Below are 19,249 nucleotides of genomic sequence, written 5' to 3' on the forward strand. Positions count from 1 at the left end.
AACTCACCTTCCCTGCCACTTCGGCGGGCGCTTCTCCGTGAACGCGGCGTGGAACTCGGCGTAGTCCGCGCCGTTCATGAGGAGGGCCTGGGTGGAGGCGTCCAGTTCCACCGACGCGGCCAGCGGCATGTCCAGCTCGGCCGTCAGCAGGGCCTTCGTCTGGGCGTGTGCCAGGGCCGGCCCGTCGGCCAGGCGGCGGGCGAGGGCCTGGGCGGCCTGGTCCGCGCGGCCCTCCTCCGTCAGTTCGCTGATCAGGCCGATGCGCTCGGCCTCGGGGGCCCGAACCGGGTCACCGAGCATGAGGAGACGGGTGGCGTGACCCAGGCCGACGACCCGGGGCAGCAGGTAGGCCGCGCCCATGTCGCCGCCGGAGAGGCCGACCCGGGTGAAGAGGAAGGCGAAGCGGGCCGAGGGGTCCGCGATCCGGAAGTCGGCCGCGAGGGCGAGGACGGCGCCGGCGCCGGCGGCGACGCCGTGGACCGCCGCGACCACCGGGAACGGGCATTCGCGGATCGCCCGCACCACCTGGCCGGTCATCCGGTTGAAGTCGAGCAGCTGGGCCGTGTCCAGGGACAGCGTGGCGCCGATGATCTCGTCCACGTCGCCGCCGGAGCAGAAGCCGCGGCCCTCGCCGGCCAGGACGAGGGCGCGCACCGCACGCTCCCGGGACAGCTGGGCGAGCAGGTCGCGCAGGTCGGCGTAGCCGCCGAAGGTGAGGGCGTTGAGCTTCTCGGGACGCGCGAGGGTGACGGTGGCGACCCCGTCGTCGAGCCGGACGCGCAGGTGTTCCCACTCGGCGGTGCGGGCGGCGGAGCCGGTGAAGGGACTCATGACGTGCGGCCTCCTAGGCGGGGCGGTGCCGTACGTTGCTCTCCCTGACGAAGTTATCACCTGTTTGTGACTGTCGTCACGGGTGCGCGACAAGCCGGGGGCCGTCACCCGGGCTCCGGGGCCCCGGACGACGCCCGGCGACGGCCCGCGGAGCCGGACCCGTACCATTTCCCACAGCCAAAGCGGGACAGCCCGCTCCACGAAACGGACTCACCTTGCCCGAACGCTCCGCCCGACCGGCCTCCTGGCGCATCGCGCTGCCGCACACCACGGCGGCGGTGCCGGTGGCCCGTGCCCTGGTGCGCACCGCGCTCACCGAGGTGGAGCACGTGACCGACCGCGACACGGCGGAGCTGCTCACGGCCGAGCTGGTGGCCAACGCGGTGGAGCACACCGCCGGGCGGGGCCCGATCGAGCTGGTGGTGGAGCTGGCGCCGACCGGCTGCCAGGTCGAGGTGCACGACCCGGACCCGGCGCCGCCCGGCCATCTGACCCGGCCGGTGATCGAGGAGCCCGACGTGTGGGACGAAGGCGGGCGCGGGCTGCTCCTGATCCGCGCCCTGAGTTCCTCGTGCGGGCACCGCCCCACCCCGTCGGGCAAGGCGGTGTGGTTCAGACTGCCTGTGGTTCCCGCTCAGCGGCGTCCGGCGTGACCGCGTCCGGCGCGGCGGCGGCCAGCGTGGAGTGCCGGCGGCCGTAGGCGCCGTAGACCAGCAGGCCGGCCGCGAGGAACACGGCGAACTGGATCCAGGTCCGCCAGCCCGTCTCGTACATCAGGTACAGGCAGAAGCCGACGCCGAGCAGCGGCGCCACGGGGTAGAGCGGCACGCGGAAGCTGCGGGTCAGGCCCGGCTCGCGGCGGCGCAGGGCCATCACGGAGATGTTGACGACGGCCATGATGGCGAGCGTGCCGATGGTGCACAGGTTCATGACGGCGTCGAGGGAGGCGAAGGCCGCCGGGACCGCGAAGACGACGGCGACGATCAGCGTGCCGGCGACGGGCGTGGACGTCCTCGGGGACACCTTCTCGAAGACGGCCGGCACGAGGCCGTCCCGGGACATCGACATCAGAATGCGGGTCTGGCCGTACATCACGGCGAGGACGACGGAGGCGATGGCGACGACCGCGCCGAAGGCGATGACACCGCCGCCGACGGCGGAGCCGGTGACCTCGTTGACAACGTAGGAGAGGGCCGCGGGCCGGCCGGCGACCTGGTCGCCGCCGATGGCGCCGATCGCCGCGACCGCGACGGCGCAGTAGAGCAGGGTGACCAGGCCCATGCAGACGAGGATCGCGACGGGCACGTCCCGGCGCGGGTTCTTCGCCTCCTCACCGGCGGTGGTGATCGCGTCGAAGCCGATGTAGGAGAAGAACGCGGCGGTGGTGCCCGCGCCGATGCCGCCGAGGCCGGCCGGGGAGAACGGGGTGAGGTTGCCGTCCTTGAAGGCGCTGTAGCCGATGGCGCAGAAGGCGAGCAGGATGGCCAGCTTGACGGCGGCCATGGCGGCGGTGGCCCGGGCGCTCTCGCGCACCCCGCGCACGAGCAGCACGGAGGCCATGGCGATGACGATCACCGCGGGGAGGTTCACGGCCCCGCCGTCGCCCGGGCCCGCCGACAGGGCGGCCGGGAGCTGCCAGCCGGTGAGGCTGTGCAGCAGCTCGTTGACGTACTGGCTCCAGCCGACCGCGACCGCCGAGATGGAGATGCCGTACTCCAGCAGCAGGCACCAGCCCACCAGGAACGCGGTGGACTCGCCGAGGCCGGCGTAGGCGAAGGAGTACGAGGAGCCGGAGACCGGGATGGCACCGCCCAGCTCCGCGAAGGAGAAAGCGGTGAAGACGCAGGTCAGTGCGGCGAGGATGAAGGAGACGACGACGGCCGGGCCGGCCTGGGCGACGGAGTCGGAGAGGCCGACGAAGATGCCGGTGCCGACGATGGCGCCGACGCCGAAGCAGATGAGCTGGAAGAGGCCCATGGTGCGCTTCAGGCCGTGCCCCTCGCGGTCGGCGCCGGATTCGGCGACGAGGACGTGCGGGGACTTGATGCGGGGAGCGGGCATGCGGGTGGTGCTCGTTTCTGGTGGTGCGGGCGCCCGTCGTACGGGCGCGGCGGCGGCCCCGGAAGGGGTGGCTCCGGGCCGCCGGCCAGGATAAGGCGGGTCAGGCGAGTGTCGCCACCAGCACCGCCTTGATCGTGTGCAGGCGGTTCTCGGCCTCGTCGAAGACGATCGAGTGCACGGACTCGAACACCTCGTCGGTCACTTCCAGGGCCGTCAGGCCGTGGCGGTCGTGGATCTCCCGGCCGATCTCGGTGCCGAGGTCGTGGAAGGCCGGCAGACAGTGCAGGAACCTGACGTCGGGGTTGCCGGTGGCGCGCAGGACGTCCATGGTGACGGCGTAGGGGGCGAGGGCGGTGATGCGCTCGCTCCACACCTCCTTGGGCTCGCCCATGGAGACCCAGACGTCGGTGGCGACGAAGTCGGCGCCCGCGACGCCCTCGGCGATCTCCTCGGTGAGGGTGATGCGGGCACCGCTGGACGCGGCCAGGTCATGGGCGCGGTCGATGATCTCCTGGGCGGGCCAGTAGGGCTTCGGGGCGACTATCCGGACATCCATGCCGAGCAGGGCGCCGGTGACCAGGTAGGAGTTGCCCATGTTGAAGCGGGCGTCGCCGAGGTAGGCGAAGGCGATCTTCCGCAGCGGCTTGGCGCTGTGCTCGGTCATGGTGAGCACGTCGGCGAGCATCTGGGTGGGGTGCCAGTCGTCGGTGAGGCCGTTGTAGACGGGCACACCGGCGTGCGCGGCCAGCTCCTCGACCTTGGCCTGGCTGTCGCCCCGGTACTCGATCCCGTCGTACATCCGGCCGAGGACCCGGGCGGTGTCCCGCACGGACTCCTTGTGCCCGATCTGCGAGCCGGAGGGTTCGAGGTAGGTGGTGTGGGCGCCCTGGTCGGCGGCGGCGACCTCGAACGCGCAGCGGGTGCGCGTCGAGGTCTTCTCGAAGATCAGCGCGATGTTCCTGCCCCGCAGGTACTGGGTCTCGGCCCCGGCCTTCTTGGCGGCCTTCAGCTCGGCGGCCAGCTCGACCAGGCCGCGGAACTCCTCCTCGGTGAAGTCCAGCTCCTTGAGGAAGTGGCGGCCGGCGAGGGCCGTCGGCACTGTCGCCATGGGGGGCGCTCCAGACGTAACGACTACGGATGACCCTGAAAGTCTATACGACCTTCCACATTTCTATACGGATTCTCGTTCGACGGGACAGCTCATGCACCGCGGGCCGCCCCGGCCCCGGCCCAGCTCACTGCCCGGGATCTCGATCACCTCGATACCGCATTTGCGCAGATGGGTGTTGGTGGTCACGTTCCGCTCGTAGGCGACGACGACCCCGGGTTCCACGGCGAGGACGTTGCAGCCGTCGTCCCACTGCTCGCGTTCGGCGGCGTGCACGTCCTGGGTGGCGGTCAGCACCCGGATCTCGCCGAGGCCGAGCGCGGCGGCGATCGCACGGTGCATGTGCTCCGGGGGATGGTCGGTGACCTTCAGCTCCCGCTCGCCGACGCCCGGTTCGATGGTGTACGAGCGGAGCATGCCGAGGCCCGCGTACTGGGTGAAGATGTCCCCGTCGACCATGGTCATCACCGTGTCCAGGTGCATGAAGGCGCGCCGCTTGGGCATGTCGAGGGCCACGATCGTGCGCGCCGAGCCGGCCGCGAACAGCTTGTGCGCGAGCATCTCGACGGCCTGCGGGGTGGTGCGCTCGCTCATGCCGATCAGGACGACGCCGCCGCCGAGCACCAGGACGTCGCCGCCCTCGATGGTGGAGGGATAGTCGGCCTGTCCCCGGGACCAGACGTGAAACGTTTCGTCACGGAACAGCGGGTGGTGCCGGTAGATCGCCTCGAAGTGCACGGTCTCGCGCTGCCGGGCGGGCCAGCGCATGGCGTTGATGGAGACGCCGTCGTAGATCCAGGCGGAGGTGTCGCGGGTGAACAGGTGGTTCGGCAGGGGACGCAGCAGGAAGTCGTCCAGGTCCATGACGTGGAAGCGGACCGAGGCCGGTTCCGCGTGCGCGTCCAGGAACTCCCGCTTGGTCATGCCCCCGACCAGCGCTTCGGCCAGCTCGGGCGGGGCCATGCCGTCGAAGGCGGCGCGCAGGTGGTCGGTGGCGAGCGGGCCGTACTCCTTCTCGTCGAAGACGCGGTCCAGGACGAGCGCGCGGGCCCCGGGGAGTGCCAGGGTCTCGGCGAGCAGGTCCCCGAAGAGGTGAACCTCGACCCCGCGGTCGCGCAGGACGTCGGCGAAGCCGTCGTGCTCGGCGCGCGCCCGGCGCACCCAGAGCACGTCGTCGAAGAGCAGGGCGTCCTTGTTGCTGGGGGTGAGCCTTTTGAGCTCCAGATCCGGCCGGTGCAGGATGACGCGGCGCAGCCGCCCGGCCTCGGAGTCGACGTGGAATCCCATGCCTCCATCCTGACCACGGAGGGCGGGGTTCACCCCCTGCCCGGCCGGATCCGCGTCGGCGTTCTTCGTCACTCCGGCCACGAGCGGTGCGCGGGGCGGCCTCAGATCGCGGTGCACGGGACCGGCCACCGCCGGATCCGCGGCGGCAGGCTCACCGCCCACCCGCCGGCGGTGAGGACCAGCCGTTCGTCGACGAGCAGTCCGAGCGCCTCGCGTCCGGCAGGGTCCAGGGCGTCCGGGGGCGTCGGCTCCAGGAGGCGGAGGAACGTGGCGACGAGAGCGGGGTGGTCCAGGGTGAGCCGCACGGCCGTGCCCCGCTCGCGGCGGTCCAGGACGGTGACGAAGTCCGGGCCGCGCCGGTGGTAGAGGATGCCGTGGCCGTAGGCCGCCCGCCAGCCCGCCTGCCCGGGGGCGGGCGAGGGGAGCGCGGTGGGCGGTGGCAGGTGGTGGAGCAGGGCGGGGTCGTACGACGGGGTGCCCGCCGCCCGCCAGTCCACGCGCAGGCCGAGGCTCTGGCACTCGCGCAGGAACCGCACCGCCTCCGCCGTCCCGCGCCCGCTGCCGCTCAGGTCCAGGGGTCCGGCCGTCTCCACCCGGTGCCCGGTGAGCCGGTGCGGCACGGTGGCGGGCAGCCCGGTCATCCGGCCCCCTCGGACAGCCGCACCGGTTCGCCCCAGGTCGGCAGGGACACGTAGGTGGCGCCGTCCCGGAACAGCAGGCCGAGCCGCAGGGCCTCCTCGGCCCAGTCCGCCAGCGCGCCGGACGGCGCCTCGTGGCCGTCGGCGGCCAGCAGCCGGTGCAGCGCGGGAACGGTCCGGCCGTCCTCCAGCCGGCGCAGGGCCGCCGCGCGCCAGCCGGTGAAGCGGTGGCCGGCGGGCGGGCGGCCGTGCCGCCGGTCGTGCACCAGCAGGTCCGCGCCGTCCTCCTCGAAGAGCAGCCGGGAGTGCGCGTGCCCGGCCCGCCAGGCGGCCACGGCCTCCCGCAGCCGCCGTTCGACCGGGCCGGTGATGCCCGCGTCCTCGGTGTCGAACAGGTAGACCAGGTCGGCGAGTTCCTCCTCGGGCAGGTCGTAGACGTGCTGGTACATCCCGGCCGGGCGGCGCTTGCCGAAGCCGAGCCGCGGATCGGTGAAGTGGGGGCTGAACCGCTCCAGCTGGATGCGGTGGGCGCCGCTGGGCGGCTGGAGGTGGACCAGGTTGGGGAGCTGGTCGATGACGGGCGTGTAGTCGTCGGCGCTCTCGCCGGGAAAGCCGTACAGCAGGTTCCAGGAGCAGGTCAGCGCGTGGTTCTCGCACTCGCGCAGCGTGCGGACGTTACGGGCGCCGGTGACCCCCTTGTCCATCAGGTCCAGGACCCGGCTGCCCAGGCTCTCGATGCCGGGCTGGATGTGCACCGTGCCGGACGCGGCGAGGAGCCCGAGCTGGTCGGGCGTGAGGTTGGACTTGACCTCGTAGTGCAGCCGCAGGTCCCAGCCGCTGCCGGCGACGCGGGGCAGGAAGTCGCGGAAGTAGGCCATGCCGATGATGTTGTCGACGGTGACCACGTCGAGGAGGCGGTGGCGGCGCACCAGCCGGTCCATCTCGGCCCACAGCCGCTCCCCCGGCTTGGCCCGGAACTCCATGGCCGTTCCGTTCAGGCCGCAGAAGGTGCAGTGGTGCTTCTCGCCCCACCAGCAGCCCCGGGCCCCCTCCACGACCAGCTTGGGGTGGATGTGCTCGCGGACCGGGGAGGCGTCCAGCGCGGCCTGCCACTGGTCGTAGTCCGGTGAGGGGATGTCGGCGGGGGCCACGGTGCGCCGGGTCTCCGTGTTGGCCCGCGCCGTGGTGCCGTCCCACCAGCACAGGCCGGGCACGTCCGCGGGTGCGGTGCCGTCGGCCAGGTGCCGTAACAGGGCGGGGAAGGCGTACTCGGCCTCGCCGCGGACCACGTGGTCGACGAAGCGGTGGTTGCGGTGCAGGGCGTGGCCCATGGGGCCCTCGCAGTTGCCGCCGCCGAAGACGACCGTCAACTCCGGGCATCTCCGCTTCAGTTCGCGGGCCAGCGCCAGGGAGGGCACGTTCTGCATGAAGGTGCTGGTGAACCCGACCACGTCCGGCTCGGCCGCCAGCACCTCGGCGGCACAGGCGTCGACGAAGGGGGCCGCGTGGGGACGCATGGCGACGGCGGTGTCGATGCGGACGTCCCGGCCGGCCGCGTAGTCCCGCAGCCGGGCCAGGCCCCAGCCGGGGTCGCCGTGGAGGACTCCGGAGAAGACCCAGTCGCCCAGGCCGTGGAAGATGCCGTCGCTGCCGACCTCCACACAGTCGCCCGGCAGCAGCCGGCCGCCGGTCCTCTCCAGCAGGAACTCCGCCCACCGCAGCGAGCCGTGGAACTCGGTCACCTCGTCGCCGGGACGCGCCTGCCGCACGATCCGGTGGAGCAGGCCCAGTTGCAGCGAGGGCAGGTCGAGCGGATGCCACGGCATGGTGACGAGGTGGACGCGCATGTTCAGCGGGTCGGCCGCTTCTCCAGGATCGCCGGCCTGCGCGTGGTGCTCTTCGGGTCCTCGCGGACCACCACCTTCTTGATCTCCACGCCCGTCACTCCCCTCACGACGCGCCAACACCCTTGTGCCGCACGGCTGTCCACCATATGGACGGCATGAGTGCGGCACAAGGGCTTTCTGCGCCGGCCCGCCTACAGGCGCGGGTCCACCGGTTCCGACTCCAGCGCCAGCACCCCGAACACCGCTTCGTGCACCCGCCACAGCGGCTCCCCGTCCGCGAGCCGGTCCAGGGCCTCCAGACCGAGGGCGTACTCGCGCAGGGCCAGGGACCGCTTGTGGTTCAGGAACCGCCCCCGCAGCCGGGCGAGGTTGTCCGGCCGGGTGTACTCGGGACCGTAGATGATCCGCAGGTACTCCCGGCCCCGGACCTTGACGCCGGGCTGCACCAGCCGTCCGTCCCGGTTGCGGACCAGCGCGCCGACCGGCTTGACGACCATGCCCTCGCCGCCCCGGCCGGTCATCTCCAGCCACCAGTCGACTCCCGCGCGAACCGACTCCGGGTCACCGGTGTCGACGTACAGCCGCCGGGTGGTCCGCAGCAGTCCGCTGCCGTCGTGCTCCACCATCCGGTCGATCAGAGCCAGTTGTCCGTCGTGCGGCAGCGTGGCGAGGCTGCGGCCCTGGGCGGCCAGGAGCTGGAAGGGGGCCAGCCGGACCCCTTCCAGGCCCTCGGTGGTCCAGCAGTAGCGGCGGTAGGCGGCGGTGAACGCGGCGGCGTCCGCCGCGCGTTCCCGCTGCCGGGCGAGCAGGCCGCCGACGTCGGCGCCGCGCGCGGCCGCCGCCTCCAGGGCGGCGAGCGCGTCCGGGAACACCGCGCCGGAGGCCGCGCCCACCGCCGCGTACTGGCTGCGCAGCAGCCCGGCGGCCTTGAGCGACCAGGGCATCAGCTCGGCGTCCACCAGCAGCCAGTCCGTGCCGAGTTCGTCCCACAGCCCGGCGTCCGTGACCGCCGAGCGCAGCCGGCCGAGGATCTCCTCCGTCATCGTCGCGTCGTCGAAGAACGGCCGCCCGGTACGGGTGTACAGCGAGCCCGTCGGCCCTGCTCCGGTGCCGAAGCGGGTGCGGGCGACGTCCGCGTCCCGGCACACCAGGGCCACGGCCCGCGAGCCCATGTGCTTCTCCTCGCACACCACCCGCGCGACCCCGTCCCGCGCGTACTGCGCGAACGCCTCCCGAGGGTGCTCCAGGTAGCCGTCCACCGCCGAGGTCGCCGTCGGCGCCATGGTCGGCGGCAGGTAGGGCAGCAGGCGCGGGTCGACCGCGAAGCGGCTCATGACCTCCAGGGCCGCCGCCGCGTTCTCCTCGCGGACCGCGACCCTGCCGGCGTGCCGGGTCTCCACGGCCCGGCGGCCGTACACGTCCGCCAGGTCCAGCGGGCGGCCGTCGTGCCCGCCGGGCGCCTCGGAGCGCAGCGGCCTCGCCGGCTCGTACCAGACCCGCTGCGCCGGTACGTCGACCAGCTCGCGCTCCGGCCAGCGCAGCGCGGTCAGCTTGCCGCCGAAGACGGCGCCGGTGTCCAGGCAGATGGTGTTGTTGAGCCAGGTCGCCTCCGGGACGGGGGTGTGCCCGTAGACCACGGCCGCCCGGCCCCGGTAGTCCTCCGCCCACGGATAGCGCACCGGCAGTCCGAATTCGTCGGTCTCCCCGGTGGTGTCGCCGTACAGGGCGTGTGAGCGGACCCGGCCCGAGGTGCGGCCGTGGTACTTCTCCGGCAGACCGGCGTGGCAGACCACGAGCCGGCCGCCGTCCAGGACGTAGTGGCTGACCAGTCCGTCGATGAACTCCCGCACCTGCGCGCGGAACTCCTCGCTCTCGCCCCGCATCTGCTCGACGGTCTCGGCGAGTCCGTGCGTGTGCCGGACCGTGCGGCCCTTGAGGTGGCGGCCGTACTTGTTCTCGTGATTGCCGGGGACGCACAGGGCGTTGCCCGACTTCACCATCGACATCACGCGGCGCAGCACGCCGGGGCTGTCCGGGCCGCGGTCGACCAGATCGCCGACGAACACCGCGGTACGGCCCCCGGGGTGGACCCCGTCGGCGTACCCCAGCTCGGCGAGCAGCGACTCCAGCTCGGCCGAGCAGCCGTGGACGTCGCCGATGATGTCGAAGGGGCCGGTGAGGTGGGTCAGGTCGTTGAAGCGCTTCTCGGTGACGACGGTGGCGTTCTCGGCCTCCTCCGCGCCACGCAGCACGTGCACCTTTCGGAAGCCCTCGCGCTCCAGCCCGCGCAGGGAGCGGCGCAGTTCGCGGATGTGCCGCTGGATGACCCGGCGGGGCAGGTCGGCGCGGTCCGTGCGGGCGGCGTTGCGCTCGGCGCACACCTCCTCCGGCACGTCCAGCACGATGGCGATGGGCAGCACGTCGTACTTCTTCGCCAGTTCGACCAGCTGCCGCCGGCTGTCCCGCTGCACGCTGGTGGCGTCCACGACGGTGCGGCGGCCGGCGGCCAGCCGCTTGCCGGCGATGTAGTGCAGGAGGTCGAAGGCGTCGCCGGAGGCGCTCTGGTCGTTCTCGTCGTCGCTGACCAGGCCGCGGCAGAAGTCGGAGGAGATCACCTCGGTCGGCTTGAAGTGCCGGCGGGCGAAGGTGGACTTGCCCGAGCCGGAGGCGCCGACGAGGACGACCAGGGAGAGGTCGGTGACGGGCAGCACCCGTCCCGTGCGGGTCTCGGTCATGCGGCCTTCGCCTCCTTCTTGTCGTCCTTGTTGTCGTCCGTGGCGGTCGCGAGGGTGAACACGGCCATCTGGGTGGGGGGCCCGACCTCGGGGTCCTCCGGTCCGACCGGGGTGAACGCGAGGTCGTAGCCGTGCCGTCCGGCCACGGCCGCCGCCCAGGCGCGGAACTCCTCACGGGTCCACTCGAAACGGTGGTCACCGTGCCGGACGTGCCCGGCGGGCAGGGTCTCCCAGCGGACGTTGTACTCGACGTTCGGGGTGGTCACCACGACCGTGCCGGGACGGGCGTGCCCGAACACGGCGTACACCAGGGCGGGCAGCCGGGGCAGGTCGAGATGCTCGATCACCTCGCTGAGCACGGCGGCGTCGTAGCCCTTGAGCCGGTTGTCGGTATAGGCCAGCGAACCCTGGACCAGCTTGACGCGGGACGCCTGCCGCTCCCCCATGCGGTCGAGCTTCAGCCGGCGGGAGGCGATGGCCAGGGCCCGTACGGACACGTCGACACCGACCACCTCGGTGAACCGCACGTCCTTCAGCAGTTCCTGCACCAGCTGGCCCTGCCCGCAGCCGAGGTCGAGCACGCGGGCGGCACCGCGGTCACGCAGGGCGGCGAGGATCGCCTCCCGGCGCCGGACGGCGAGCGGAGCCGGCTTCTCCTCGGCCTCCGCGCCGGTGTCCTCCGCGACCGCGTTGTCGATGTCCTCGACCGCGCTGTCGTCGGCCTCGGCCAGACGCACCAGCTCCAGCCGCTCCCGCGCCTGCCGGGTCAGCGACCAGCGGCGGGAGAGATAGCGGCTGGTGATCAGCTCCTGCTCCGGGTGCCCGGCCAGCCAGCCCTCGCCGGCCCGCAGCAGTTTGTCCACCTCGTCGGCGGAGACCCAGTAGTGCTTGGCGTCGTCGAGCACCGGCAGCAGGACGTACAGGTGGCGCAGTGCCTCGGCGAGGGTCAGTGTCCGCGCCTCCAGGCCGAGCCGGACGTACCGCGAGTCGCCCCACGTGGGGAACTCGGTGTCCAGGGGGACCGGCTCGGCGGTCACGCTCCAGCCGAGGGGCTCGAAGAGGCGTCGTACGAGGGCGGCGCCGCCGCGGGCCGGCAGGGCCGGTATCCCGACGCGCAGGGGCAGCGGCGTGGCCGCCCGCTCCGGGCGGGCCGCGCACACCCCCCGCAGGGCGCTGGAGAACACGTTGCTCAGCGCGACCGCGAGCAGCGAGGAGGCCGCGTAGGGGCGGTCGTTGACGTACTGCGCGAGGGCCGCGTCGGGTGCGCCGCCGCGGCCCTTGCCCTTCCCCCGCCGGACCAGCGCGACGGTATCGATCTCCAGCAGGAGCGCGGCCGTGCAGCGCTCGGCGTCCGCCTCGGGGTAGAACACGTGCGCCGTGCCGTACGAGGTGGAGAACGCCTGCGCCTTGTCGGGGTGCTTGTGCAGCAGGTACCCCAGGTCGGTGGCCGGGCTGCCGGGCGCCCCGGTGGTGGAGATCGTCACGAACATGCTGCCGAGTCTCCCGGGCCCGGGCCCCTGTGACCAGAGGTTTTCCGCACCGCGGCGGCCGGCCGGGGCAGCCCGGAGCCGGCCGCCTCGGCCCACAGGTGTCCCGTGTGATCTCCGTTATGGCCCCCGGCGCCCCGGAGCTGATGAAGTGATGCCTCGTCAACTGACCAGTGACTGAAGGGGGAACCATGACCATCGGCCAGGGAGTCCGGGTGCGCGGGAGAGCCGCCGCCGTCGTGGCGGCCGGCGCCGTCCTGGGTGCGGGGGTCCTCGCGACCGCTCCGGCCCGGGCGGCCACGCCGACGTCCGCCGCGCGGGTGGTGCGCGCCGCCGCGGCGGCGCCGCAGGTGCAGGCCCAGGGCGCGTACGCGATGGACGCGGCCACCGGCAAGCAGCTCTTCGGCAAGGCGCCGGACGGGCAGCTGCGGACCGGCTCCACCACCAAGATCATGACGGCGCTCGTGGTGCTGTCCCAACGCAACGTGGACCTCGACCGCAAGGTGAGGATCAAGAAGGAGTACACGGACTATGTCATCGACCCGGTGACCCACGCCCAGCGCTACTCCAGCGCGAACCTGATCCTCGGCGACTCGATGACGGTGCGCGACCTGCTGTACGGGCTGCTGCTCCCCTCGGGCTGCGACGCGGCGTACGCGCTCGCCGACACCTACGGGACGGGCACCACGACGGCTCAGCGCACCAAGTCCTTCATCGCCAAGATGAACGCCGAGGCCCGTGCACTCGGCTTGACGAACACCCACTTCGACGGCTTCGACGGGGTGTCCAACGGCAAGAACCACGCCTCGCCGCGTGATCTGGCCGAGCTGGCCGGGACGGCGCTGAGGAACAAGACGTTCAAGGCGGTCGTCGGCAGGAAGGTCTACGGCGACATGAAGTCCTACCGGCCCGGCGGCGGGACGCACGCGATGGAACCCTGGAAGAACACCAACACGCTGCTCGGCTCCTACCGGGGCGCGATCGGCGTGAAGACCGGCTCGGGGCCGGAGGCGAAGTTCTGCCTGGTGTTCGCCGCGACCCGCGGTTCGAGGACCGTGGTGGGCACCGTGCTCGCCGACACCTCGGTGGACCAGCGGTTCAAGGACGCGACGAAGATCCTGGACTACGGCTTCGCCCAGCGCGGCTGAGCAGGGCCGGGGGGATCACCCGATCCCCCCGGCACCGGCCGGCCCCGGGTCCGGGCTCCCCGGTACCGGGCGGGACCGTCGGGCCCCTACGACAGCTGCGACTGGACCTGGGAGGAGATCAGCTCCAGGTGGTCCAGGTCGTCGAGGTCCAGCACCTGGAGGTAGATCCGCCGCGAGCCGATCGCCGCGTACCGGCCGATCTTGTCGACGACCTCGGCCGGGGAGCCGGCCAGTCCGTTGGCCTTCAGCTCGTCCACCTCGCGGCCGATGACGGCGGCCCGCCGGGCCACCTCCCGGTCGTCCCTGCCGACGCAGACCACGAGCGCGTTGGAGTACGTCAGGTCGTCCGCGTCGCGGCCGGCCTCCACCGCGGCGGCCCGCACCCGGCCGAACTGCCGCTCGCTGTCCTCGATCGAGGCGAACGGGATGTTGAACTCGTCGGCGTAGCGGGCGGCGAGCCGGGGCGTACGGGTCGCGCCGTGACCGCCGATGAGCACCGGCACCTTCCGCTGGGCGGGCTTGGGCAGCGCGGGCGAGTCGGTGAGGTCGTAGTACGTGCCGTGGAAGTCGAAGGTCTTGCCGGCCTCGGTCGCCCACAGCCCGGTGACGATCGCCAGCTGCTCCTCCAGCCGGGCGAACTTCTCCTTCGGGAAGGGGATGCCGTACGCCTTGTGCTCCTCCTCGAACCAGCCCGCCCCCAGGCCCAGTTCGACCCGGCCGCCGGACATCTGGTCGACCTGGGCGACCTGGATCGCGAGCACGCCGGGCAGCCGGAAGGTGCCGGCCGTCATCAGGGTGCCGAGGCGGATGCGCTTGGTCTCACGGGCCAGGCCGGCCAGTGTGATCCAGGCGTCCGTGGGACCGGGCAGGCCGTGCACGCTGCCCATGCGGAGGTAGTGGTCGGAGCGGAAGAAGGCGTCGAAGCCGAGGTCCTCGGTGGCCTTGGCCACGGTGAGCAGGGTGTCGTAGGTGGCGCCCTGCTGGGGCTCGGTGAAGATTCGAAGGTCCATACACCTATCCTGCACGCCACGGGGCGCGCCGGTACCGCCCGGCAGGGCCGTACCCGGTCGGGTGAGCACCCGTCCGGACCCGCCGTCCGTTCGTCCTGCTCGTGGCGCTCGCGCCGCTCGTCGTCACAGGGCGCCGGAGGGGCTGCTCTCGTTGCCGCTCTCCCGTAACACCTCCTCCCGGGCCGCCAGTTTGCGCAGCATCTCCCGGACGCGGTCACGGGACTCGTCGGCCGCGTCGATGGCCTCCATGCACTGCCAGTACGTCGTCTCGTCGGCCGCGGCGCTGGCCAGGCCGACCAGGGCTATGCCGACCTCGCCGAGCAGGCCGCCGAGGCAGAGCAGGGTCTCGCGGGCATCGGCCAGTTCGGTGAGCTGGGCGGCGCGCAGGTCGCCGGGGTCGAGTTCGGGCGGGTCCAGGACGCCGCAGCCCCGGCCCGCCAGCTCCGTCAGCCCCAGCGCCTCGCCGCGCAGCTCCGGCGGGCCGGAGACCGCGAGGCGGCTGCCGATCGCCTGCGCCAGCGCCTGCGCCTGCCAGACCTCCGCCATCATCTCCGCCGCGTCGGCGCCGCCCGCCAGCGCACGCCTGCTCGTGAGGATGAGCCGTACCGCGTCCATCCGGTGCCCCCGTCCGTCCTCCGTGCGCTGTCGCGCCTCTATTGGGACTCTCTGTTATCCACTACCCAGCGTGAGGGGATCCGGATCGAAAAGCTAGAGGAAGACGGAAATTGTGGACAACAATTCGGATTCGGCGGGCCTTTTGACTCCGGAGAGTGATAACGGAATTTAAGACTCCGGTTGTTGCTCCTCCGGCCCCGGCACCGGGAAGCGGTGTTCGTTCCGCTCGATCTTCGCGGCCAGAGCCGCCAGCGGGTCGATGCGCAGGACCTCGCACAGTTGCAGCAGATAGGCCAGCACGTCGGCGACCTCGTCGGTGACCCGGTGCGCGGTGTCCGGGTCCGCCATCACCCCGGCGGACTCCTCCGGGGTCAGCCACTGGAAGATCTCGACCAGTTCGGAGGCCTCCACCGAGAGGGCGGCGACGAGGTTCTTGGGGGTGTGGAAGGGCTGCCAGTTGCGCACGGCGGCGAACTCGGCCAGCCTGCGCTGGAGTCCGGCGAGGTCAGGATGTTCTGTCACGGGTTCATGTGTACCACCGTGACGTCCGGGGTTCCCGTGGCCCACGAGGCGTCGCTCACCGCGGCCACGCAGCGGATGTGCCCGCGCCCGCCCATCCGCGCGGCCAGCCCCAGCAGTTCCGCGCGCTGCACCGGATCCAGGCCGCGGTCGAAACCGTCGGCCAGCACCGTGAGGGTACGCAGGGCGTCGGGCACCTCGCCCGGGGCGTCCACCTCCAGGACGCCGGGTCCGGTCAGCAGCACCAGCGTCAGCGCGAGATAGCGCAGTTCGCCGTCGCCCAGCCGGGCGAGTCCGGTGCGGAGGCCGTCGCCGCGGTCGAGCACCGCCCGGACCGTGCCGTCCGGCAGCGGCTCGGCGACCAGGTCGGCCACCGGTCCGGCGCAGCCCGCGTGCAGCGCCTCGACCAGCTGGGCGTGCCGGCGGCCGCACTCCGCGCGCGTACGCCACAGCACGTCGGCGAGGTTGTCGCAGCCGGACAGCAGCCGGCCCGAGCCCAGGGGGACGGGGGCCCGCATGGACGCGGGGCGGGGATCGCAGGGGAAGACGGAGCGCAGGGCGACGACCATCTGCTCGGCCGCGGCCAGCACATGACGCTGCCCGTCCGTCTTGCCGGCCACGCGCAGCGGCAGCAGGGCGGTACCGAGGCGGTCGTCGGGGAGCGGGGCGCGGGTCACGGGGGCGGACCCCGCGGTGTGCCAGGCGGCCTGGACGGTACGGCGGCCCGGGTCGCGCAGGGCGGTCTCCAGCAGGACGACTCCGCGCGCGGTCAGCCGCTCCCCCACGATGCGGAGCTCGGGCTCGGCCTGTACGGCGATGTCCAGCCGGACCGGGCCCTGCGCGCCGTCGGCCGTACACCCGATCCGGAAGCCCCGCCGTCCCCCGGCGTCGGGGCGCGCCCGTTCCGGTACGCGGGCGGCGGGGTCCGGGAACGCCTCGGCGAGCGAGGCGCCGCCGCCGAGCCGTGCGAGGGCCTCGTAGGCGGCCAGCGCGCTCGTCTTGCCGGACCCGCTGGGCCCCGCGAACAGGGTGACGGGTCCCAGCGGATACCCGGCGCCGCGGTGTCCGGCGAAAGCCGACAGCCGCAGTTCGGTGATCCGGGCGCGGACGTCGAGGGACGGGCGGGACGGCGCGGGAACGGTCCCGGCGGGCGCGGCGACCGCCGGAAGGGCGGCGGACACGGAAGGCACGGCCATATGCGGACCGTAAGACTCCGCCCCACCGGCGAACCGTTTCCCCACCACCCGGTTCCCACGAACGAGCGACCACCGCCCACCGACGCCCACGAGGCAGTGCTGGAACACCTGGAGCGGAAGGGGGCGACAGGGCAGACAGGGGCGGCCGGCGCACACCGACGACACCACTCGAACGACCGCCGCCCGGCTCACGGCGAGTCCCGCCGGACGGGAGCCTGCGGGCGGGATCCGACGCGCATCCCAGACCAGCCCGAGCCGCAGGCCAGCCCGAGCCGCGGGCCAACCTCCGTCGCAGGCCGACCCAACCCGTAGGTCAGCCGGCGCCCTCCATCAGGCCGCTTACCTCCGTGCCGGGCGGGGTGAGCAGGAAGACGTTGCGGTCGACGCGGTGCATGCCGCTGCCCAGGCCGAAGACGACGCCCGTGCTGAAGTCGAGGACGCGCTTGGCGACGTCCCCCTCCGCTCCGGACAGGTCGAGCAGGACCGGCGATCCCGCCATCAGCGTCTCCGCGACCTCGCGGGCGTCCGCGAAGACGTTGACACGCAGGACCACGAACCGGCGCCGGGTCTCCGTCTCGGCGTCGGGCAGTGAGCGGTGGCTCACCGCGGAGGGCCAGGCGTCCCGGCCCCGCAGTGGCACGACCTGGGCGAGCCCCTCCCACTGTTCATCGGTGACGTCGTAACGGCTCACCGGCTCCCCCTGACCTGACTCGCTTGCGATCCGTGCACCAGGCAATTCTTACGCCAAGTCACCTGTTCGGCCCAACAGCGACACGGTCCGCGACCGGCCCGGCCCCCGATCCGGGTCCCGTCTCGCGTCAGATGTGCGCATACGCCCGGTTCTTACCCGGCTCATACCCGACTCTTCACCGGCCTCCGTGCTTCGCTCACCGGTGACCGCTAGCGTGCGGTGCCGTGCACTTGGCAGAAAGACAACAGGTGGCACCCGCTCCGCGGGCTGTGCGCACGGAAGCCCCGGACGGTCCCGCGCAGTGGCACCGTGTGCTGACGCTGCTCGCCGACGTGAGCCTGTTCATCGGCACGCGGTCGGTGTGGACCCAGGCGGCCACGCACCGGCTGGTCCTCGCGGCGGTCATCTCGGTCTGCTACGCCGCGATCCTGGTGACCGGCGTGCTGGCCCTGACGGTCCGCCGGACGCGTTCACTGGCCCGCCTGGACCTGGTGGTGCTGGTGACCGCGGTGACCCTCGCGCTGTGCGCGTGGGCGCTGAACCACGCCGGCGGCGACGAGGCGGTCCTCACCACGCAGGCGGCGCGGGAGCTGGCCGGCGGCCACGCCGTGTACGGGCAGCCCTGGCCCTGGCTGTTCCACGGCCCGGGCGTCGCGCTCACCCCGACGGCCGACGGCGGGTACGACCTCACGTACGGCTATCCCCCGCTGGCCCCGCTGCTCACCGTGCCGCTGCTGTGGCTGGGCCACGGCGGCGCCCCGGCGACGGCGGCGGCCACGGCGGCGCTGATCGTGGGCGCCGTGACGCTGTGGCGGCTGCTGCCGGTGCCGTGGCGCTCGGCGGCGACGATGGTCTGCCTGGGGTTCGGCTTCCTGCCGTCGTACGCCCGCCAGGGCTATCCGGCGATCATCGGCATGGCCCTGCTGATCCCGGTGGTGGTGCGCTGGCCCCGGCTCGGCGCGCACGGCCGGCTGGGCACGGCCGGGCTGGTGCGGGCCGTGTGCCTGGGCGCGGCGTGCGCGGCCCAGCAGCTGCCGTGGTTCGTCACGCCGTTCCTGCTGGCCGGGGTGTACGCCGTGCGCCGCGGCGAACTGGGCGGGCGCCAGGCGGCGCGGGTGGTGCTGCGGATCGCCGGTACCGCGGTGCTCACCTGGCTGCTGATCAGCACGTACTTCATCGTGAGCGAGCCGGGGCCGTGGCTGCGGGGCGTCGCCCTGCCGCTGACGCAGGGCGCGGTGCTGCACGGCCAGGGCCTGGTGGGCGTCTCGCTGTACTTCACCCACGGCAGCGACCGGCTCGACTGGTACGGCCACGCGGGCATACTGCTCGCCCTGGCCCTGCTGGCGCTGTCCGTGCTCTTCGTGCGGCGGCTCGGACCGGCCGTGACGGTGCTGCCGTGGTGCGCGTTCTACCTCGCGACCCGGTCGCAGGACGGCTACTACCTGATGATGACCCCGCTGTGGCTGGCGGCGGCGGTCACCGTGCCCCTGCCGGAGTTCGCCCGCGCCTGGCAGCCGCGGCCCCGCCCGCTGGCCGGCCCGCGCCGCCGGGCCGCCCTGGCCGCGACCGCCGCCCTGCTGCTGACGCCCGCGCTGGTGAGCGCGGCGCTGGCGGTGACGGGGCGGCCGCCGCTGCGGATGGACGTCACGGCGGCCCGGCGCACCTCGCCGTACAGCGTGTCCCGGCTGACCCTGCGGGTCGCCAACACCGGCGGCGACCCGCTGACCCCGCACTACATGCTGACCACCGGCCAGGGCATGAGCCGCTACTGGTCGCTGGTGCGCGGCCCGGCCACCATCCCCGCGCACAGCACGGCGACCGTCGAACTGCGCGCCCCGTCCGGCACGTTCACGGTGTCGTCGAAGAAGACGGCCGGCCTGCGCCTGCGCGCCTTCACGGCGGACCCGCAGACGCTGTCCACCTGGAACGTACGGCGCGCGGAGCTTGGCCTCAGGCCCCCGCCCCGCTGAACCGGAACGCGGCCGGCGCCGGGCGCGCCGGGGCCGCGGGGCGTGACGTCCAGGGCGGGAGAGGCGCCGGTCACCACCGCAAGGGGAGAAACCTCACAGCCCGTGC

At 73.0% G+C, this 19,249-nt stretch carries 16 protein-coding genes; 3 read left to right on the plus strand and 13 right to left on the minus strand.

Annotated features, from left to right (window positions below; translation table 11 throughout):
* Positions 1 to 3 precede the first annotated feature (3 nt).
* Positions 4 to 831: an enoyl-CoA hydratase family protein gene (locus tag AB0F03_RS17915; protein ID WP_361992375.1), complete on the minus strand. Its 828-nt coding sequence runs from the start codon at positions 829 to 831 to the stop codon at positions 4 to 6.
* Between the two features lie 215 nt (positions 832 to 1,046).
* On the opposite strand from AB0F03_RS17915, the gene AB0F03_RS17920 reads away from it, so the two are divergent.
* Positions 1,047 to 1,484, plus strand: a complete 438-nt coding sequence (locus AB0F03_RS17920) for an ATP-binding protein (protein WP_361992378.1) — start codon at positions 1,047 to 1,049, stop codon at positions 1,482 to 1,484.
* On the opposite strand, the gene AB0F03_RS17925 is transcribed toward AB0F03_RS17920, so the two are convergent.
* The 7 genes from AB0F03_RS17925 to AB0F03_RS17955 all read right to left on the minus strand — a co-directional run bounded on the left by AB0F03_RS17925 (position 1,444) and on the right by AB0F03_RS17955 (position 11,997).
* Positions 1,444 to 2,892: an amino acid permease gene (locus AB0F03_RS17925; protein WP_361992381.1), complete on the minus strand. Its 1,449-nt coding sequence runs from the start codon at positions 2,890 to 2,892 to the stop codon at positions 1,444 to 1,446. The two genes, AB0F03_RS17920 and AB0F03_RS17925, sit on opposite strands and share 41 nt — an antisense overlap.
* A 100-nt stretch (positions 2,893 to 2,992) precedes the next feature.
* Positions 2,993 to 4,000: an ornithine carbamoyltransferase gene (gene argF / locus AB0F03_RS17930; RefSeq protein WP_361992384.1), complete on the minus strand. Its 1,008-nt coding sequence runs from the start codon at positions 3,998 to 4,000 to the stop codon at positions 2,993 to 2,995.
* A 63-nt stretch (positions 4,001 to 4,063) separates the two neighbouring features.
* Positions 4,064 to 5,287 carry an arginine deiminase gene (locus AB0F03_RS17935; protein ID WP_361992387.1) on the minus strand — a complete coding sequence of 408 codons (1,224 nt, stop codon included), beginning with the start codon at positions 5,285 to 5,287 and terminating at the stop codon, positions 4,064 to 4,066.
* A 101-nt stretch (positions 5,288 to 5,388) separates the two neighbouring features.
* A complete protein-coding gene (locus AB0F03_RS17940; protein WP_361992390.1) occupies positions 5,389 to 5,928 on the minus strand; it encodes a DUF5825 family protein in 540 nt (179 codons plus the stop codon).
* Complete coding sequence (locus AB0F03_RS17945) at positions 5,925 to 7,772, minus strand: RiPP maturation radical SAM C-methyltransferase (RefSeq protein WP_361992391.1); 1,848 nt, start codon at positions 7,770 to 7,772, stop codon at positions 5,925 to 5,927. The genes AB0F03_RS17940 and AB0F03_RS17945 overlap by 4 nt, the downstream gene beginning before the upstream one ends.
* A gap of 191 nt (positions 7,773 to 7,963) precedes the next feature.
* Positions 7,964 to 10,507 carry a polynucleotide kinase-phosphatase gene (locus AB0F03_RS17950; protein WP_361992394.1) on the minus strand — a complete coding sequence of 848 codons (2,544 nt, stop codon included), beginning with the start codon at positions 10,505 to 10,507 and terminating at the stop codon, positions 7,964 to 7,966.
* A complete protein-coding gene (locus AB0F03_RS17955) occupies positions 10,504 to 11,997 on the minus strand; it encodes a 3' terminal RNA ribose 2'-O-methyltransferase Hen1 (RefSeq protein ID WP_361992396.1) in 1,494 nt (497 codons plus the stop codon). The genes AB0F03_RS17950 and AB0F03_RS17955 overlap by 4 nt, the downstream gene beginning before the upstream one ends.
* A gap of 188 nt (positions 11,998 to 12,185) precedes the next feature.
* Between AB0F03_RS17955 and AB0F03_RS17960 the strand changes: the two genes are divergently transcribed.
* Positions 12,186 to 13,142, plus strand: a complete 957-nt coding sequence (locus AB0F03_RS17960; protein ID WP_361992399.1) for a serine hydrolase — start codon at positions 12,186 to 12,188, stop codon at positions 13,140 to 13,142.
* An 86-nt stretch (positions 13,143 to 13,228) separates the two neighbouring features.
* Here AB0F03_RS17960 and AB0F03_RS17965 read toward each other — a convergent pair whose 3' ends face one another.
* From AB0F03_RS17965 to AB0F03_RS17985, 5 genes are all read right to left on the minus strand, one after another.
* Positions 13,229 to 14,152 carry an LLM class F420-dependent oxidoreductase gene (locus AB0F03_RS17965; protein WP_361992402.1) on the minus strand — a complete coding sequence of 308 codons (924 nt, stop codon included), beginning with the start codon at positions 14,150 to 14,152 and terminating at the stop codon, positions 13,229 to 13,231.
* Positions 14,153 to 14,275: 123 nt separating this feature from the next.
* Positions 14,276 to 14,767, minus strand: a complete 492-nt coding sequence (locus tag AB0F03_RS17970) for a DUF6099 family protein (protein WP_361992404.1) — start codon at positions 14,765 to 14,767, stop codon at positions 14,276 to 14,278.
* Between the two features lie 168 nt (positions 14,768 to 14,935).
* Positions 14,936 to 15,289 carry a nucleotide pyrophosphohydrolase gene (locus tag AB0F03_RS17975; protein WP_361992407.1) on the minus strand — a complete coding sequence of 118 codons (354 nt, stop codon included), beginning with the start codon at positions 15,287 to 15,289 and terminating at the stop codon, positions 14,936 to 14,938.
* Positions 15,286 to 16,482 (minus strand): ATP-binding protein, encoded by a 1,197-nt coding sequence (locus tag AB0F03_RS17980; protein ID WP_361992410.1) that lies wholly within the window; start codon positions 16,480 to 16,482, stop codon positions 15,286 to 15,288. The genes AB0F03_RS17975 and AB0F03_RS17980 overlap by 4 nt, the downstream gene beginning before the upstream one ends.
* Before the next feature lie 313 nt (positions 16,483 to 16,795).
* The gene (locus AB0F03_RS17985; RefSeq protein WP_121786420.1) at positions 16,796 to 17,173 is read right to left on the minus strand and encodes a cell division protein SepF; all 378 of its coding nucleotides are present in this window, start codon (positions 17,171 to 17,173) and stop codon (positions 16,796 to 16,798) included.
* Between the two features lie 269 nt (positions 17,174 to 17,442).
* Here AB0F03_RS17985 and AB0F03_RS17990 point away from each other — a divergent pair, with 269 nt between their 5' ends.
* On the plus strand, positions 17,443 to 19,143 hold the full coding sequence (locus AB0F03_RS17990; RefSeq protein ID WP_361992413.1) for a hypothetical protein: 1,701 nt from the start codon (positions 17,443 to 17,445) through the stop codon (positions 19,141 to 19,143).
* The last annotated feature ends 106 nt before the right edge of the window (positions 19,144 to 19,249 follow it).

Origin of the sequence: Streptomyces sp. NPDC028722, from assembly GCF_040637655.1 — a bacterium.
Lineage (GTDB): Bacteria > Actinomycetota > Actinomycetes > Streptomycetales > Streptomycetaceae > Streptomyces.

Excerpts from the sequence above, each read along its gene's own strand:
- argF (WP_361992384.1), bottom strand. The coding sequence starts at position 4,000 with ATGGCGACAGTGCCGACGGCCCTCGCCGGCCGCCACTTCCTCAAGGAG.
- AB0F03_RS17915 (WP_361992375.1), bottom strand. The coding sequence starts at position 831 with ATGAGTCCCTTCACCGGCTCCGCCGCCCGCACCGCCGAGTGGGAACAC.
- AB0F03_RS17960 (WP_361992399.1), top strand. The coding sequence starts at position 12,186 with ATGACCATCGGCCAGGGAGTCCGGGTGCGCGGGAGAGCCGCCGCCGTC.
- AB0F03_RS17940 (WP_361992390.1), bottom strand. The coding sequence starts at position 5,928 with ATGACCGGGCTGCCCGCCACCGTGCCGCACCGGCTCACCGGGCACCGG.
- AB0F03_RS17935 (WP_361992387.1), bottom strand. The coding sequence starts at position 5,287 with ATGGGATTCCACGTCGACTCCGAGGCCGGGCGGCTGCGCCGCGTCATC.
- AB0F03_RS17980 (WP_361992410.1), bottom strand. The coding sequence starts at position 16,482 with ATGGCCGTGCCTTCCGTGTCCGCCGCCCTTCCGGCGGTCGCCGCGCCC.
- AB0F03_RS17945 (WP_361992391.1), bottom strand. The coding sequence starts at position 7,772 with ATGCGCGTCCACCTCGTCACCATGCCGTGGCATCCGCTCGACCTGCCC.
- AB0F03_RS17970 (WP_361992404.1), bottom strand. The coding sequence starts at position 14,767 with ATGGACGCGGTACGGCTCATCCTCACGAGCAGGCGTGCGCTGGCGGGC.
- AB0F03_RS17925 (WP_361992381.1), bottom strand. The coding sequence starts at position 2,892 with ATGCCCGCTCCCCGCATCAAGTCCCCGCACGTCCTCGTCGCCGAATCC.
- AB0F03_RS17950 (WP_361992394.1), bottom strand. The coding sequence starts at position 10,507 with ATGACCGAGACCCGCACGGGACGGGTGCTGCCCGTCACCGACCTCTCC.
- AB0F03_RS17955 (WP_361992396.1), bottom strand. The coding sequence starts at position 11,997 with ATGTTCGTGACGATCTCCACCACCGGGGCGCCCGGCAGCCCGGCCACC.
- AB0F03_RS17965 (WP_361992402.1), bottom strand. The coding sequence starts at position 14,152 with ATGGACCTTCGAATCTTCACCGAGCCCCAGCAGGGCGCCACCTACGAC.